The following is a 12,810-nucleotide window of genomic DNA, read 5'->3' on the forward strand; positions in this document are numbered from 1 at the left end:
CGTGAACCGGGATGCCATCATTGCCGGGCGGTACCGGCTGGAGCGCAAGGTCGGCCGGGGCGCGATGGGCGTGGTGTGGCGGGCGCGGGACGAGCGGCTCGACCGCACGGTCGCGGTCAAGCAGCTGCTGCCGGACAACTCGTCGGACGACGCCCCGTTCCGGTCGATCGTGCGCGCGATGCGGGAGGCCCGGGTCGCCGCGCGGCTCAAGCATCCGCACGCCGTCACCGTGTACGACGTCGCCGAACAGGACGGAACCCCGTTCCTGGTCATGGAGTTCCTGCCGTCGCGGCCGCTGACGGACCTCCTCGCGGACGACGGCCCGCTCCCCGCCGGCCGGGTGGCGGAGCTCGGCGCGCAGATCGCGTCGGCGCTGGCGGCGGCCCACGAGGACGGCATCCTGCACCGGGACGTCACGCCCAACAACGTCCTGATCACCGGGGACGGCGAGGCGAAGATCGCCGATTTCGGCCTGTCCCACGCCACGGGCGAAGGCACCATGACCGGCGGCGGCCTCGTCGTCGGCACTCCGGCGTTCCTCTCCCCCGAGGTCGCGGACGGCGAGGATCCCGGCTATCCGTCGGACGTGTTCTCCCTCGGTGCCACGCTCTACACGGCGCTGGAGGGCGCACCGCCGTTCGGCACCGACGGCAACCAGATCGCGCTCCTCAAACGGGTCGCCCGCGGCGAGATCACCGCGCCGCGAACGACCGGCCCGCTCACGGACGTCCTGCTGCGGCTGCTCCGGCGCGATCCCGGGGAACGGCCGGACATGGCCGAGGCCGAACGGATGCTCGCCGCCGTCGCCGACGGCCGCCCGGCGATCCTGTCCGGCACGAAACGGCTTCCCGCGCCCACTCGCCGTTCGAGGCTGCCGTTCGGCATCGCGGGTGGCGTCGTGGTGGCGGGAGGCGTGCTGGCGGGGATCCTTCTGTTCGACGACGACCCGCCCGCTCCCGTGGCGGCGCCGACCCCGCCCACCGCCCCGAAACCGGCGTGCGAAGCGCGTTACGAGGTCGCCAGCCGCTGGCCCGGCGGCTCGGAGATCCGTGTATCAGTACGGAACGCGAAGGACACCCGCCTCACCGGCTGGGAGGTCAGCTGGACCCTGCCGCCCGGAACCCGGATCGCGAACCTGTGGAACGGTTCCCTGGCGCAGGACGGCGACCGCGTACGAGTGTCCGAAGTGGACTGGAACGCGGTGCTGCCCGCGGGCGGGATAACCACGTTCGGCTTCATCGCGACCACCGGTGACGACGGCGGGGGCGCACCTGTCGCGGAATGCCGGACTTCGTGAAGGATGGCGCCATGCGGAAACTGATCTTCGGAATGAACCTGAGCCTGGACGGCTACATCTCCTCGGTCGACGGCGATCTCGGCTGGAGCGAGCCGAGTGACGAGCTGTTCCAGTGGTGGCTCGAGCAGGAGCAGGGGATCACGCTGTTCCTATACGGACGCGGGCTGTGGGAGACGATGAGTTCCTACTGGCCGACCGGTGACCAGCAGCCGGGCGCCAACGCGGCGGAGATCGAGTTCGCGCGGAACTGGCGGGACACGCCGAAGGTGGTGTTCACCTCCAAGACGCTCGACGAGGTCGACTGGAACACCCGGGTGGTGACCGGTGACGCGGTCGCCGAGATCACCCGGCTCAAGGCCGGGGAGGGCGGGCCGATGAGGGTCGGTGGTCCGAAGCTGGGTGCGGCGGCCATGCGGGCCGGGCTGGTCGACGAGTACGAGATCGTCACCCATCCGGTCCTGGTGGGCGGCGGCGCGCCGTTCTTCACCACGCTCGACAGCCGGGTGAACCTGAACCTGGTGGAGACGCGGACGTTTCCCGGCGGGGTGGTCCTCACCAGGTACGCGAAGGCCGAAGACACGCCTTAGCGAGCGGTGGATTCGCGCGCGTTCAGCCGCACCGGAACTTCGATCCGGCGCTGCTCGCCGCCCGGGGCGACGCCCTCGACGAGGTCCATCAACGCCGTGGCGGCGCGGCCACCCACCTCGCGTGGGTGCACGAACATGCCGGTCACCTGCGGTGAGGTGAGCCGGAGCGAGCCGCTGTCGACGGCGCTGCAGATCCCGAGCGCGGTGGGCACCGCGAGCTTCCGCCGCCGGGCCTCGTGCAGCACGCCCAACGCGAGGTTCTCCGACGTCGTGAACACGGCGTCCGGGCACACCGGCCGGTCGAGGAGCCTGCCCAGCGCCTCGGCCGTGCCTTCGGTGGTCGGCGGTTCGTCGATCTCGACCACCACCGGCTCCAGTCCCCGGTCCTCGGCCCAGCCGGTGTATCCCGCGACCAGGTCCGCCGCGTAGGAGCGGCCGGTGTCGGTGGTGATCATCGCCGGTCGCACGTACCCGTTGTCCGCCAAGTGATCCAGCATCAGCCGGGCGGCCGCGACGAGGTCGTTGTCGACGACGACCGGCACCGGGCACGGCGCCGCCATCGCGCGTCCGACGGTCACCAGCGGCCGGTCACGGCACCAGCCCGAAGCGAAGAACGGCTCGTCCCCACGAGGATCCACCAGGATGGCGCCGTCGACGGCGAACGCGTTGAGCCGGTCGAGGTCCGCGTCCGTCGGGGCCAGCAGCAGGGCGTACGACCGTTTCGACGCTGCCTCGGCGGCCCCGTTGAGGACTTCGAGGAAGTAGTCCGAGTTGGGCACGAGCGCGCAGGCACTGCTCGCGTCGACCGAGTTCGCGAGCTGGATCGCCAGGGTGCGAGAGCGCCGGGTGACCAGTTGCTGAGCGTGCACGCTGGCCTGGTAGCCGAGGTCGGCCGCCGCCCGCGCGACGCGCTGCCGCGTCTCCTCCGAAATCCTCCCCTGCCCGCTGAGCACGTGGGAGACGGTGGTGATCGAAACCCCCGCGGCGGCCGCGACGTCACGGATGGTCGGCGACAATCAGACCTCCACGGGCGGTCCCCAAACGCGGTTCGGCCGGTCGGTGTCCAGCCGATAGTCGGTGACGTGGGCGTCGCCCAGCCTACGGCCGAGGTCCGCCGCCGCCTCCAGTGGCCGCGCGGGATCGCGTTCCACCTCGCCCCGGCTGTTGCCGACGCCGACGACGATCCCGGCGAGGTCCTGGCGCAGGTAGCGGGTGAGTTCCTGGAACTGGGCTTCGAGCCCGAGTGTCGCGCCGCGGTAGCTCTCCTCGCAGGAGATCAGCACGGCGGCGCGTTTGTTCATCAGCCCCGGCACGACCTCGGCGGTGTGCGGCGAACTGCCGGAGGTGTAGCAGAAGAACCGGTCGAAGAACGACTTGAGCCGGCCGGTCATGCCGTACCAGTGCAGCGGTGTCGCGTAGACGATCGCGTCCGCCGGGAGCACGTGGTCGAACAGCAGCCGCTCGTAGTCGTCCGCGATCCCGCAAGCCCCGTCGGCCAGCCGGCATTCGCGACAGTCCCCCAACGGCGACTCGACGAAATCGGAGAGGCGGACGAAGCCGACCGTGTGCCCGGCTTCCTCCGCCCCTTTGCCCAGCGCCTGGGCGAGTGCCCAGGAATTGCCCTCACGACGCGGGCTCGAATCCAGCACCAAGACCTTCACGTGGTTCTCCCCGGAGAGACTGAAAAAACGCTTTTGCAGTCTCTCCGGGGAAGGTTTCACCTGTCAAGCGGCCTGGTCGGGCCGCCGGGGTCAGGCGACCTTGGCGGCGGCCGCGAGGATGACCTCCGCGACGAAGTCCGGCCGCGAGACCGACACCGCGTGCGAGGCGTCGATCCTGGTGACCTCCGAACCGGCACGCTCGGACATGAACGCCTGCGCGGCGGCGGGGATCGCGTGGTCCTGCTCGGCGATCAGCGCCCAGGACGGCACGTTCTTCCACGCCGGCTCGCCGTCGAACGGGGTGGCGAGCGCGCGTTCGGTGACCGGGCGCTGGGTGACGGCCATGACGTCGGCGGTCTCCGCGGGGACGTCGGCCGCGAACACGTCCGAGAAGTTCTCGGGCTTGATCGACAACTCGCCCTGCGAAGCCAGGACGTTCGTGGTGTCCGGGCCCAGCTTGCTTCCCTCGAACTTGCCGGACAGCTCGAACACGCTCTCCCCCGCTTCCGGCTGGAAAGCGGCGATGTAGACGAGCGCCTTGACGTTCGGCGCGGTGGTGGCCGCGCGGCTGATCACCACACCGCCGTAGGAGTGCCCGGCCAGCACCACGGGGCCGTCCACTCCGTTGACGACGTCGGCGACGTAGTCCGCGTCGGACTCGATCCCGCGCAGCGGGTTCGACGCCGCCAGCACCCGGTAGCCCTGCTCACGCAGCTTCGGGACGACGCCGTTCCAGCTGGACGAGTCGGCGAAAGCACCGTGGACCAGGACGATGGTGGGCTTCTGGTTGCTCATGATGGTTCCTTCGGAGTCAGGGAGAACGATCGGTCTTTCTGCCTGAACAATGCTCCTCCGGAACCTCTTCCGCAACGTGACGAAGGTGACCTGGTGGAATGACCGTTCTTTCTCTAGAGTTGAGAGATGCCGACTGTCGACAGGGACGTCCACCCGAAGGTCCGGCTGCTCGAGACAGCGTCACGGCTGTTCTACGCGGAGGGCATCCATGCCGTCGGCGTGGAACGCCTGGTCTCCGAAGCGGCCGTGACCAGGGCGACCTTCTACCGCCACTACCCCACCAAGGACGACCTCGTCGCCGCGTACCTGAGCACGACGAGCGAGCGGATCCGCGCGGGCGTGGGTGCGGTGACCAGTGGGAAACCCGCGCGCGAAGCACTGCTGGCCGCGCTGGGCATCATCGGTGACCGGACGCTCGACGACGACTTCCGCGGCTGCCAGTTCCTCAACGCCGCCGCCGAATACCCCGATCCCGCACACCAGGTCCGCCAGGTCATCGACGACCACCGGGACTGGTTCTTCGGCGTCCTTCGCGACCTATCGCGCGACGCGGGTCATGACGATCCCGACCACGCCGCCCGCACGCTCGTCCTGCTCCGCGACGGCGCGCTGCACGGCGGGAACCTCGACGACGCGGAAACGGTGCGCGCGACCCTGCGCCGCGCGGTCACCGACGTCGTGGACTGAGCTTCGACGCGGCCGCGTCGCGGATCCGTTTGATGCACTCCCCCGCACCGTCGTCACGGGCAGGACATCGCGTCTTCTCGACGGTCGTAACAAGTGCTACCTTCGCGGGAGGGGGCAGGCCGGACCGAGGAGCGGCGACGATGAGGCTTTCTCCCAGCGCGCACGTCGACCCTTTCTGCCGCGACCGGCTGCCGCCCGCCGAGCAGTGGCCTGAGCTCGTGTTCGACCTGCCGGAGCTGCGCTATCCCGATCGGCTCAACGCCGCGACCGCGCTGCTCGACGAAACCATCGCGCGACTGGGCCCGGACAGGCCCTGCCTGCTGTCCCCGACCCAAACGTGGACGTACGGCGAAGTCCTGGCCCGCGCGAACCGTGTCGCCAACGTCTTCGTCACCGATTTCGGTGTCGTGCCCGGTGCTCGGGTGCTGCTGCGGGGCACCAACACCCCATGGCTCGCGGTGGTGTGGCTGGCCGTGCTCAAGGCGGGCGCGGTGGCCGTCACGACCATGCCGATGCTGCGGCGGGCCGAACTCGACAAGATCGTCGGCCGCGCGAAGCCAGCACTCGCGGTCTGCGACGAACGCCTGCTGAACGAACTCCCGCCGGACCTGCCCGTCGTGTCCTACGGAACTGACCTCGCCGCCCGCGCGGAACGGCATCCGGCGACGTTCGCCGACGTCGAGACGGCGGCCGACGACGTCGCCCTGCTCGCCTTCACCTCCGGCACGACCGGATCACCGAAGGCGACCATGCACTTCCACCGCGATCTGCTCGCGATCGCCGACACGTTCTCGAGGCACGTCGTGCGGCCGACGTCGGACGATCTCTTCTGCGGAACGCCGCCGCTGGCCTTCACCTTCGGCCTCGGCGGGCTGCTGATCTTTCCTTTGCACGTCGGCGCGGCGACGCTTCTGGTAGAACGCGCCACTCCGGCGGAACTCTCCGCCATCGTCGCGGGCAAGAGCGTCACGGTCCTCTTCACCGCCCCGACCGCGTACCGGGCGATCCTGAACGCAGGCGACGGAGGGCTCCTGGCCGGAGTGCGCCGCGCGGTCTCGGCGGGCGAGTCGCTTCCCGCTCCCGTGGCCGAGCGGTACCGGGAGGTCGTCGGGCGGCCGCTGATCGACGGGCTCGGCAGCACCGAAATGCTGCACGTCTTCATCTCCGCCGCCGACGACGACGCGCGACCGGGCGCGACCGGGAAGGTCGTGCCCGGCTACCGGGCCGCCGTCGTCGACATCGACGGCTCGCCCGTTCCCGACGGAACACCCGGTTTCCTTGCCGTACAAGGCCCCACGGGCTGCCGGTACCTCGAAGACCCGCGCCAGCGCGACTACGTCCGCGACGGCTGGAACATCACCGGCGACACCTACGTCCGTGACGCGGACGGCTACTTCCGGTTCGTCGCGCGCAGCGACGACATGATCATCTCCTCGGGCTACAACATCGCCGCGCCCGAGGTCGAGGAAGTCCTGCTCGCCCATCCGGATGTCGAGGAATGCGCGGTGATCGGCACGCCGGACCCGGACCGCGGCTCGGTCGTGACGGCGTTCGTCGTACCGCGCTCCGGCGTCGAACAGGGCCCACGGTTCGCGCAGGCGCTTCAGGATCACGCGAAAGCGACCGCGGCGCCGTACAAGTACCCGCGGCGCGTCCGGTTCATCGAGGCGTTGCCACGCAACGCGAGCGGGAAGCTTCAGCGCTACTTGCTACGGGACCTGTGAGCGACGGGAAGCGGTTCACCGTGGTCGGCGCGCAGGCCGTCGAGGGAGATGCGCAGCAACCGGTTCCACATCAGCGGTCGGCACTCGTCGGTGAGCTGGACGGCGTGGCCCAAGGAGACCAGCAGGAGCAGCAGGTCTTCGGTGGTCACCCCGGGACGCAGGAGGTCCGCGGCGCCGGCACGCAGTTCTTCGATGACGAGCCGGAGCTGCTGGATACCCTCCAGATCAGGGTCTGACCAGGTCAGCGCGAAGTTCTCGACGATCACGCGGTGACGCGCGTAGCCGGTCAGAGCCTGCTCGTAGAACCCGGTGAGCGCCGCCCAGGGATCTTCGGCGCCGATCGCCGCCTGCCGGGCGGATTCCGCCCACTTCGAGAAGTCCTGGCGCAGAACCGTCCGGATGAGATCTTCCTTCTTCGGGAAATGCCGGTAGAGCGTGCCCATGCCGACCCCGCTGCGGCGGGCGATCTCGCGCACGTCCACCGCGGTTCCCTGCTCGGCCAGCACTTCGGTGGCGGCCTCGACGATCGCCTCCTGGTTGCGGATCGCGTCGGCGCGACGCCGTGGGGCGTTTTCCGGTTCAGCCACTGCCATGGGCCGACCCTACCTCCTTTGCGGAGCACTTGCTCCGTTCCGTGCTACGTTGAGGAGCAAGTGCTCCGGATAGCGAAGGGGATGCCATGTCCGACCCGTCCACGACCACCGCGAAAGACAGCTGGAACGACCGGATCATCGCCGAGTTCCGGGCGAACGCCGGATACGTCCCCTGGAGCAGCGAAGAGGACTTCGCCGCAGGGCGCCCCATCCCACCCCGGATGCCCGGATTCGACGAGCGGGGCATGCCGCTGATCCTGGTGCACCACTTCGGGGCCAAGACCGGACGCGAACGGATCAGCCCGTTGTTCTACCAGCCGGTCGGCGACGACTGGGCCGTCTTCGGAACCCATGGCGGCAGCCCGCGGCATCCGGTCTGGCACCACAATCTGATGGCGAATCCGCGGGCCACCGTCGAAGCGGGCTCGGAGACGGTGCCGGTCCTGGCCCGGCTCACACGGGGCGCGGAACGCGAGCGGCTCTGGGCGAAAGAAGTGGCGCTCGTCCCGAAGTTCGCCGAGTTCGAGGCCGCCTCGGGCAGGCAGATCCCCGTGGTCCTGCTGGAGCGGGTCCCCCGGGACTGAGCGGCTTCCGTCCGAGTTCGTCCACATCGGACGGAAGACTGCGAATCCGCAGCCAGACCTCGATCGGCAAGTCGGTCGCGCGTTGCGAAAGCCACTTTCGCAACGTTGAAGGTTGCGAAAGTGGCTTTCGCAACATGGCCGCGAACACTACCATAGCAGTTTTGATAAACTTTTTCGCGTTCGCACGTTTGTTCGATGACTGGTATTCTTGAGTCGTGTTCAGTCAACGAATCCTCGAACCGCCGCGAGAGCTGTGGCGTGCCGGTGCGCGCGAGCTCGCGCACGGCGTGGTCGAGCGCTTGTCGTTGGCACGGCAGGCGTTGGCCGAGGTCGGGCAGTTCCTGGCCGAGATCGAATCCCGGGGCCCGATGGAGTTGTTCGGGCATGGATCGACCGCGGGCTGGTTCGCCGAAACCGCCCGGATCAGCCCCGGGGAAGCGCGTGACACCGTGGCGCGGGCGATGGCGTTGAACCAGAGCCGGAATCTGGACGGCACCCCCGCACCCGCCGGCCGAGGGCGTAAAACAGCGCCATGGCGAGCACGACACCCTCTCGGGCGATCGGGGCGGTCAGGTGTTCGTCGGGCGCGTGCTGGAGGCAGCCGGGGTAGGAATGCGGCAGCCACAGCGTCGGCAGACCGAGGACGTCGGTGAACACGTGGTTCGGCAGGCCGCCGCCGAAGCTCGGCAGGATCGCGACCGGGTGCTCGGAAACCTCGTCGAGGACATCTTTCGCCCAGCCCACCCACGGGTCGTCGACCGGGGTCCGGCTGGCGACGAAGCTGGCTTCAGCGGTGACGTCGACCATCGAGAACCCTTGCGCGGCAAGGTGTTTCGTGATCGCCTCGCCCACACCGTCGACGTCGGTGCCCGCGACGTAGCGCAGTTGCAGCATCGCGCGGGCCCGGCCGGGAATGGCGTTGACCGGCCGGTCGATGTCGGCCGCGCCGAGCGAGAGGACTTCGAGGGTGTTCCAGCCGTACAACCGCTCGGCCGCGGTCAGCCCGGTGTCGCCCCAGCCCTCGTCCAGCGCCGGATCCCCCGGTGTGTCCCCGATTTCGAGGCCGGCGAGCGCCGCGCGGACGCTGTCCGGGAGTTCGGGCGGCAGGAGCGCGGGCACCTGGACGCGGCCGTGCCCGTCGACGAGACAGGCGATCGCCCCGGCGAGAGTGGTGGCGGGGTTGCGCAGGACCCCGCCCCAGTTCCCGGAGTGGTAGGCGTCGGGACGGAGGTCGACGTCGAGGGCGATCCGGACGCTGTCCCGCGCGCCGAGGAACAGCGTCGGCGTCGCCGCGTCCAGGCGCGGGCCGTCGGAGGCGATGAGGACGTCGGCGCTCAGTTTCTCCCGGTGCGCCGCGACGAACTCGTCGAGACCGGGCGAGCCGATCTCCTCCCCGGTCTCGAACAGGAACTTGAGGTTGAACCCGAGCGACCCCTTCTCGGCGAGGAGCAGCTTGAGCGCGGTCAGGTTGATCAGATGCTGTCCCTTGTTGTCCGCCGAGCCGCGGCCGTACCAGCGTTCGCCGTCGGCGGTCAGCGTCCACGGGTCCCGGCCGTCGCTCCATCGGCCCTCGTGCCCGTCGACGACGTCGGCGTGGCCGTAACAGAGGAGCGTCGGCAGCTCCGGAGACTCGATCCGGGTCCCGATCAGGAACGGGCCACCGTCCTGGTCGGGATTGGGATACGTCGTGACGGTACAGCCGAGCGCGTTCAGCGCCGGGGTCAGCACCTCGTCCAGGTATGCCTTGATGGCAACGCGACCACTCGGATGGTCACTGACGGTCGGATACCGGACGAGGTCGGAGAGCTCGGCGAAGAAGGCCCCCGAGTCGACGTGCTCCTGGGCTTTCGAGACCAGTTCTGCGGGGATTGCCACGGTGTCTCCCGATTCGCTCGCCAAGTGTCGCTGAGGAGCGTAAGGCGGTTTGCTTACACTGACCATTGCCGTTTACGGCGCCCCGCGTTCTCATCGAGGCAAACCTGCGGAGACCTGATGCGACTACTGCCGATCGCGTTGACGTACTTCCTCGAAGTCGCCCGCACCGGTTCGGTGTCCGAGGCGTCGACGGAGCTGACGGTGGCGCCCTCGGCGATCAGCCGTCAGATCGCCAAACTCGAAGCCGGGATCGGGGTACCGCTGTTCGTCCGGCATCCGCGCGGCATGGTGCCGACCGAGGCCGGGAACCGCCTGCTCGACCACGTCCGCCGCAGCGAGGCCGAATCGGCCGTCCTCGTCGACGAACTCCGCACCGGCCGCGGCCTGCACGCCCGGACCCTCACGGTCGCCTGCTCCGAAGGGTTCGCCCGCCGCGTCGTCCCCCAGGCGATCGCCGCCTTCCGCCGCGACCACGACGTCACGTTCCACATCGACGTCGTGAACAGGGAGGAAGCGACACGCCGGGTACTCGACGGCGCGGCCGATGTCGCCGTCACGTTCGCGACCGGGCCGCAGCACGGGGTGCGCGTCGAAAGCGCGGTCGTCGTCCCGGTGTACGCGATCGTCCCGCTCGCTCACCCGCTGACCAGCCGCGATTCCGTCGGGCTCGCCGAACTGTGCGAACACCCGCTCGCGCTGCCGACGCAAGGGCAGAGCCTGCGGGACCTGTTCGACATCGCCGCCCGGATCGAGAACCTCACGGCGCATCCGGTGCTCGTCTGCGACGAACTGAGCCCGAAGTACGAGTTCGTCCGGTGCGGCGGCGGGATCGCGCTCGTCGGCGGACTGGGCGACGTCGACGAGGACGCGGCCGCCGAGGGGGTCGCCTACGTGCTCCTCGACAACGCCGTGTTCCGCAAGCGCGAAGCCCAGGTGCAGACCATGGCAGGGCGGACGCTGTCCTTGGCGGCCTCACGGTTCACCGCGTTGCTGACGTCGCTCGTCCGGGCACCGGTCAGCGGATCAGCACCCCGGGATTGAGGATCCCGGCCGGGTCGAGGGCGGACTTGGCCGCGGTGAGCGCGGCCGCGAACGGATCGGGGCGCTGCCGGTCGTACCAGGGCCGGTGGTCGCGCCCGACCGCGTGGTGATGGGTGATCGTGCCGCCGTGGCCCGCGATCGCCTCGGAGACGGCGGCCTTGATCTCGTCCCATTGCGCGACCGTGCTCCCCCAGCGCCCGGCGGCGTAGATCCCGTAGTAAGGCGCGGGACCGTCGGGATAGACGTGGGTGAAGCGGCAGGTGACGACGCCGGCGCCGCCGCACACATCGTCGATCGCGGCGCGTGCCGCCGAGGTGATCGCGTCATGGAACTCGTCGAAGGCGTCCCAGGTGCAGGCGGTCTCGAAGGTCTCCACGATGAGCGACCGGCGGGCAAGGGCGTCGCGCTGGTACGGCATCCGCAGGAACGACGAACGCCACGTCGAAGCACTGTCCTGGCTGGGGGAATCCTTGCTGCGCCTGGCTTTCACCACCCCACCGTGGCCCGCGGCCAGTTCGAGCGCGCGCTCCAGCCAGGTGTCGACCGGATGATCGGCGGACTCGAATCCGATCAGGAGCAGTCCCCCGCCCACGCTGGCGCCCGCGTTGATGAAGGCCTCGGCCGGGTCGAGGAGACGGCAGTTCGACGGATGGAGCCCGGACTGCGCGATCGCGCGGGTGGCGGCGACCGCGTCTTCCTGCCGCTCGAAGGCGACCGAGGCGGTGACCTGCCAGACCGGCCGGTCCTGGAGCCGCATCCAGGCTTCGGTGATCACGCCGAGCGTGCCTTCCGAGCCGAGGAACATCCGATCCGGAGAAGGGCCGGCGCCCGATCCGGGCAGGCGCCGCGATTCGCTGATCCCGGCCGGAGTGACGACGCGCAGCGACTCGGTGAGATCGTCGATATGCGTGGCGAGCGTGGCGAAATGCCCGCCCGCGCGGGTGGCGAGCCAGCCGCCGAGCGTGGAATGGGCGAACGACTGCGGGAAGTGCCGCAGGGTCAGCCCCAGCGGGCGAAGGCGGTCTTCCAGCGCCGGCCCGAAGATCCCGGCCTGGATCCGGGCCGCGCGGCTGACCGTGTCCACTTCGAGCACGGTGTCGAGATCCGCCAGATCCATCGACACCGCCGGACCGTCGAACCGCGGCTCGATCCCGCCGACCACGGAACTGCCGCCACCGTAGGGAATCAGCGGGGTACCGGAGGACGTGCACCAGTCGAGGAGGTCGACGACGTCCTGTTCGGTGCGCGGCCGGGCGACCAGATCCGGCACGTGGTCGAGCCTGCCGAGCAGATTGCGGACGACGTCGCGGAAAGCCTTGCCCCGGGCGTGGGACAGCCTGTCGACGGGGTCCTCGCTGCACAACGCGGCAAGCGTCGAGGGAGGGCGGATCCGTGCCGCCGGGACGCCGAGCTGCGAGGGATCGGGCGGGGCGTGATCGGTGAAGTCGTGCCCGGGCAGGACACCCGCTGTGCGGGCGACCAGCGCGTCGGACTCTTCCCTGGACAGTTCGCCGTCGGTGGTGCCCCAGCCCCACCAGGACCGCTCCTCGGTCGGCATCGTCGCCTCCCTTCGATCTGACTCGCTAGTAAGTTACTTTTCGGTCAGTTTCCGTGTCAACGCAGGAGCGCAGACTCCCCCGGTTGGTCGCGAGTGGCGATCCGGGTTCCGGGTCGAAATGCAGATGTGGCGCGTCACCGGGGGCGCTGCCGGTGCGGTGCGGATGTCGCTCGGCGGCCGCCCGGTCCGTCGTGACTGGACCGGTCACGACGGACCGTGTGGATTTCGGGTCATCCAACGCACCGAAATCCACACAGTCGAGGCAGAAACCCACCTTGCGCCGGTGCCCGTTTCCTGCCGGGAGACCGCTCTGGACTGCGGCTTTCTCTCCAGGTACAGCGATGTCGTGAGTGGTAAGTGTCGTTCTAACGTCACTTACCACTCACGACCCCCTTGACCGACTACGGC

General features: G+C 69.6%; 12 protein-coding genes and 1 pseudogene. 7 read left to right on the forward strand and 6 right to left on the reverse strand.

Annotated features, from left to right (window positions below; genetic code table 11):
* The first annotated feature begins 1 nt into the window (after position 1).
* Together B0293_RS14590 and B0293_RS14595 are read left to right on the forward strand one after the other, a co-directional pair.
* Positions 2 to 1,297 carry a serine/threonine-protein kinase gene (locus B0293_RS14590; RefSeq protein ID WP_005166122.1) on the forward strand — a complete coding sequence of 432 codons (1,296 nt, stop codon included), beginning with the start codon at positions 2 to 4 and terminating at the stop codon, positions 1,295 to 1,297.
* 11 nt (positions 1,298 to 1,308) lie between these two features.
* Complete coding sequence (locus B0293_RS14595; protein ID WP_005166121.1) at positions 1,309 to 1,884, forward strand: dihydrofolate reductase family protein; 576 nt, start codon at positions 1,309 to 1,311, stop codon at positions 1,882 to 1,884.
* On the opposite strand, the gene B0293_RS14600 is transcribed toward B0293_RS14595, so the two are convergent.
* From B0293_RS14600 to B0293_RS14610, 3 genes are all read right to left on the reverse strand, one after another.
* Positions 1,881 to 2,900: a LacI family DNA-binding transcriptional regulator gene (locus B0293_RS14600; protein WP_005166119.1), complete on the reverse strand. Its 1,020-nt coding sequence runs from the start codon at positions 2,898 to 2,900 to the stop codon at positions 1,881 to 1,883. The genes B0293_RS14595 and B0293_RS14600 overlap by 4 nt on opposite strands.
* Complete coding sequence (locus B0293_RS14605; protein WP_005166118.1) at positions 2,901 to 3,545, reverse strand: flavodoxin family protein; 645 nt, start codon at positions 3,543 to 3,545, stop codon at positions 2,901 to 2,903.
* Between the two features lie 90 nt (positions 3,546 to 3,635).
* Positions 3,636 to 4,340, reverse strand: coding sequence for an alpha/beta fold hydrolase (locus B0293_RS14610; RefSeq protein WP_005166116.1), 705 nt, complete (start codon positions 4,338 to 4,340; stop codon positions 3,636 to 3,638).
* A 126-nt stretch (positions 4,341 to 4,466) separates the two neighbouring features.
* On the opposite strand from B0293_RS14610, the gene B0293_RS14615 reads away from it, so the two are divergent.
* Positions 4,467 to 5,027, forward strand: coding sequence for a TetR/AcrR family transcriptional regulator (locus tag B0293_RS14615; protein WP_005166114.1), 561 nt, complete (start codon positions 4,467 to 4,469; stop codon positions 5,025 to 5,027).
* A 140-nt stretch (positions 5,028 to 5,167) separates the two neighbouring features.
* Positions 5,168 to 6,751 carry an AMP-binding protein gene (locus B0293_RS14620; RefSeq protein ID WP_005166112.1) on the forward strand — a complete coding sequence of 528 codons (1,584 nt, stop codon included), beginning with the start codon at positions 5,168 to 5,170 and terminating at the stop codon, positions 6,749 to 6,751.
* On the opposite strand, the gene B0293_RS14625 is transcribed toward B0293_RS14620, so the two are convergent.
* The gene (locus tag B0293_RS14625; protein ID WP_005166110.1) at positions 6,730 to 7,344 is read right to left on the reverse strand and encodes a TetR/AcrR family transcriptional regulator; all 615 of its coding nucleotides are present in this window, start codon (positions 7,342 to 7,344) and stop codon (positions 6,730 to 6,732) included. The genes B0293_RS14620 and B0293_RS14625 overlap by 22 nt on opposite strands.
* Before the next feature lie 86 nt (positions 7,345 to 7,430).
* Between B0293_RS14625 and B0293_RS14630 the strand changes: the two genes are divergently transcribed.
* On the forward strand, positions 7,431 to 7,928 hold the full coding sequence (locus tag B0293_RS14630) for a nitroreductase/quinone reductase family protein (RefSeq protein WP_005166107.1): 498 nt from the start codon (positions 7,431 to 7,433) through the stop codon (positions 7,926 to 7,928).
* Positions 7,929 to 8,143: 215 nt separating this feature from the next.
* Positions 8,144 to 8,437 (forward strand): annotated as a pseudogene (locus B0293_RS44260) (HNH endonuclease); the annotation flags it as partial.
* Here B0293_RS44260 and B0293_RS14640 read toward each other — a convergent pair.
* Positions 8,352 to 9,803: a M20 family metallopeptidase gene (locus tag B0293_RS14640; RefSeq protein WP_005166105.1), complete on the reverse strand. Its 1,452-nt coding sequence runs from the start codon at positions 9,801 to 9,803 to the stop codon at positions 8,352 to 8,354. The pseudogene B0293_RS44260 and the gene B0293_RS14640 overlap by 86 nt on opposite strands.
* Positions 9,804 to 9,920: 117 nt before the next feature.
* On the opposite strand from B0293_RS14640, the gene B0293_RS14645 reads away from it, so the two are divergent.
* A complete protein-coding gene (locus B0293_RS14645) occupies positions 9,921 to 10,844 on the forward strand; it encodes a LysR family transcriptional regulator (protein WP_005166103.1) in 924 nt (307 codons plus the stop codon).
* Here B0293_RS14645 and B0293_RS14650 read toward each other — a convergent pair.
* Positions 10,819 to 12,402, reverse strand: a complete 1,584-nt coding sequence (locus B0293_RS14650) for an FAD-binding oxidoreductase (RefSeq protein WP_005166101.1) — start codon at positions 12,400 to 12,402, stop codon at positions 10,819 to 10,821. The genes B0293_RS14645 and B0293_RS14650 overlap by 26 nt on opposite strands.
* Positions 12,403 to 12,810: the final 408 nt, after the last annotated feature.

The organism is Amycolatopsis azurea DSM 43854, assembly GCF_001995215.1.
Taxonomy (GTDB): Bacteria; Actinomycetota; Actinomycetes; order Mycobacteriales; family Pseudonocardiaceae; genus Amycolatopsis; species Amycolatopsis azurea.

Excerpts from the sequence above, each read along its gene's own strand:
- B0293_RS14595 (WP_005166121.1), top strand. The coding sequence starts at position 1,309 with ATGCGGAAACTGATCTTCGGAATGAACCTGAGCCTGGACGGCTACATC.
- B0293_RS14610 (WP_005166116.1), bottom strand. The coding sequence starts at position 4,340 with ATGAGCAACCAGAAGCCCACCATCGTCCTGGTCCACGGTGCTTTCGCC.
- B0293_RS14615 (WP_005166114.1), top strand. The coding sequence starts at position 4,467 with ATGCCGACTGTCGACAGGGACGTCCACCCGAAGGTCCGGCTGCTCGAG.
- B0293_RS14620 (WP_005166112.1), top strand. The coding sequence starts at position 5,168 with ATGAGGCTTTCTCCCAGCGCGCACGTCGACCCTTTCTGCCGCGACCGG.
- B0293_RS14625 (WP_005166110.1), bottom strand. The coding sequence starts at position 7,344 with ATGGCAGTGGCTGAACCGGAAAACGCCCCACGGCGTCGCGCCGACGCG.
- B0293_RS14630 (WP_005166107.1), top strand. The coding sequence starts at position 7,431 with ATGTCCGACCCGTCCACGACCACCGCGAAAGACAGCTGGAACGACCGG.
- B0293_RS14645 (WP_005166103.1), top strand. The coding sequence starts at position 9,921 with ATGCGACTACTGCCGATCGCGTTGACGTACTTCCTCGAAGTCGCCCGC.
- B0293_RS14650 (WP_005166101.1), bottom strand. The coding sequence starts at position 12,402 with ATGCCGACCGAGGAGCGGTCCTGGTGGGGCTGGGGCACCACCGACGGC.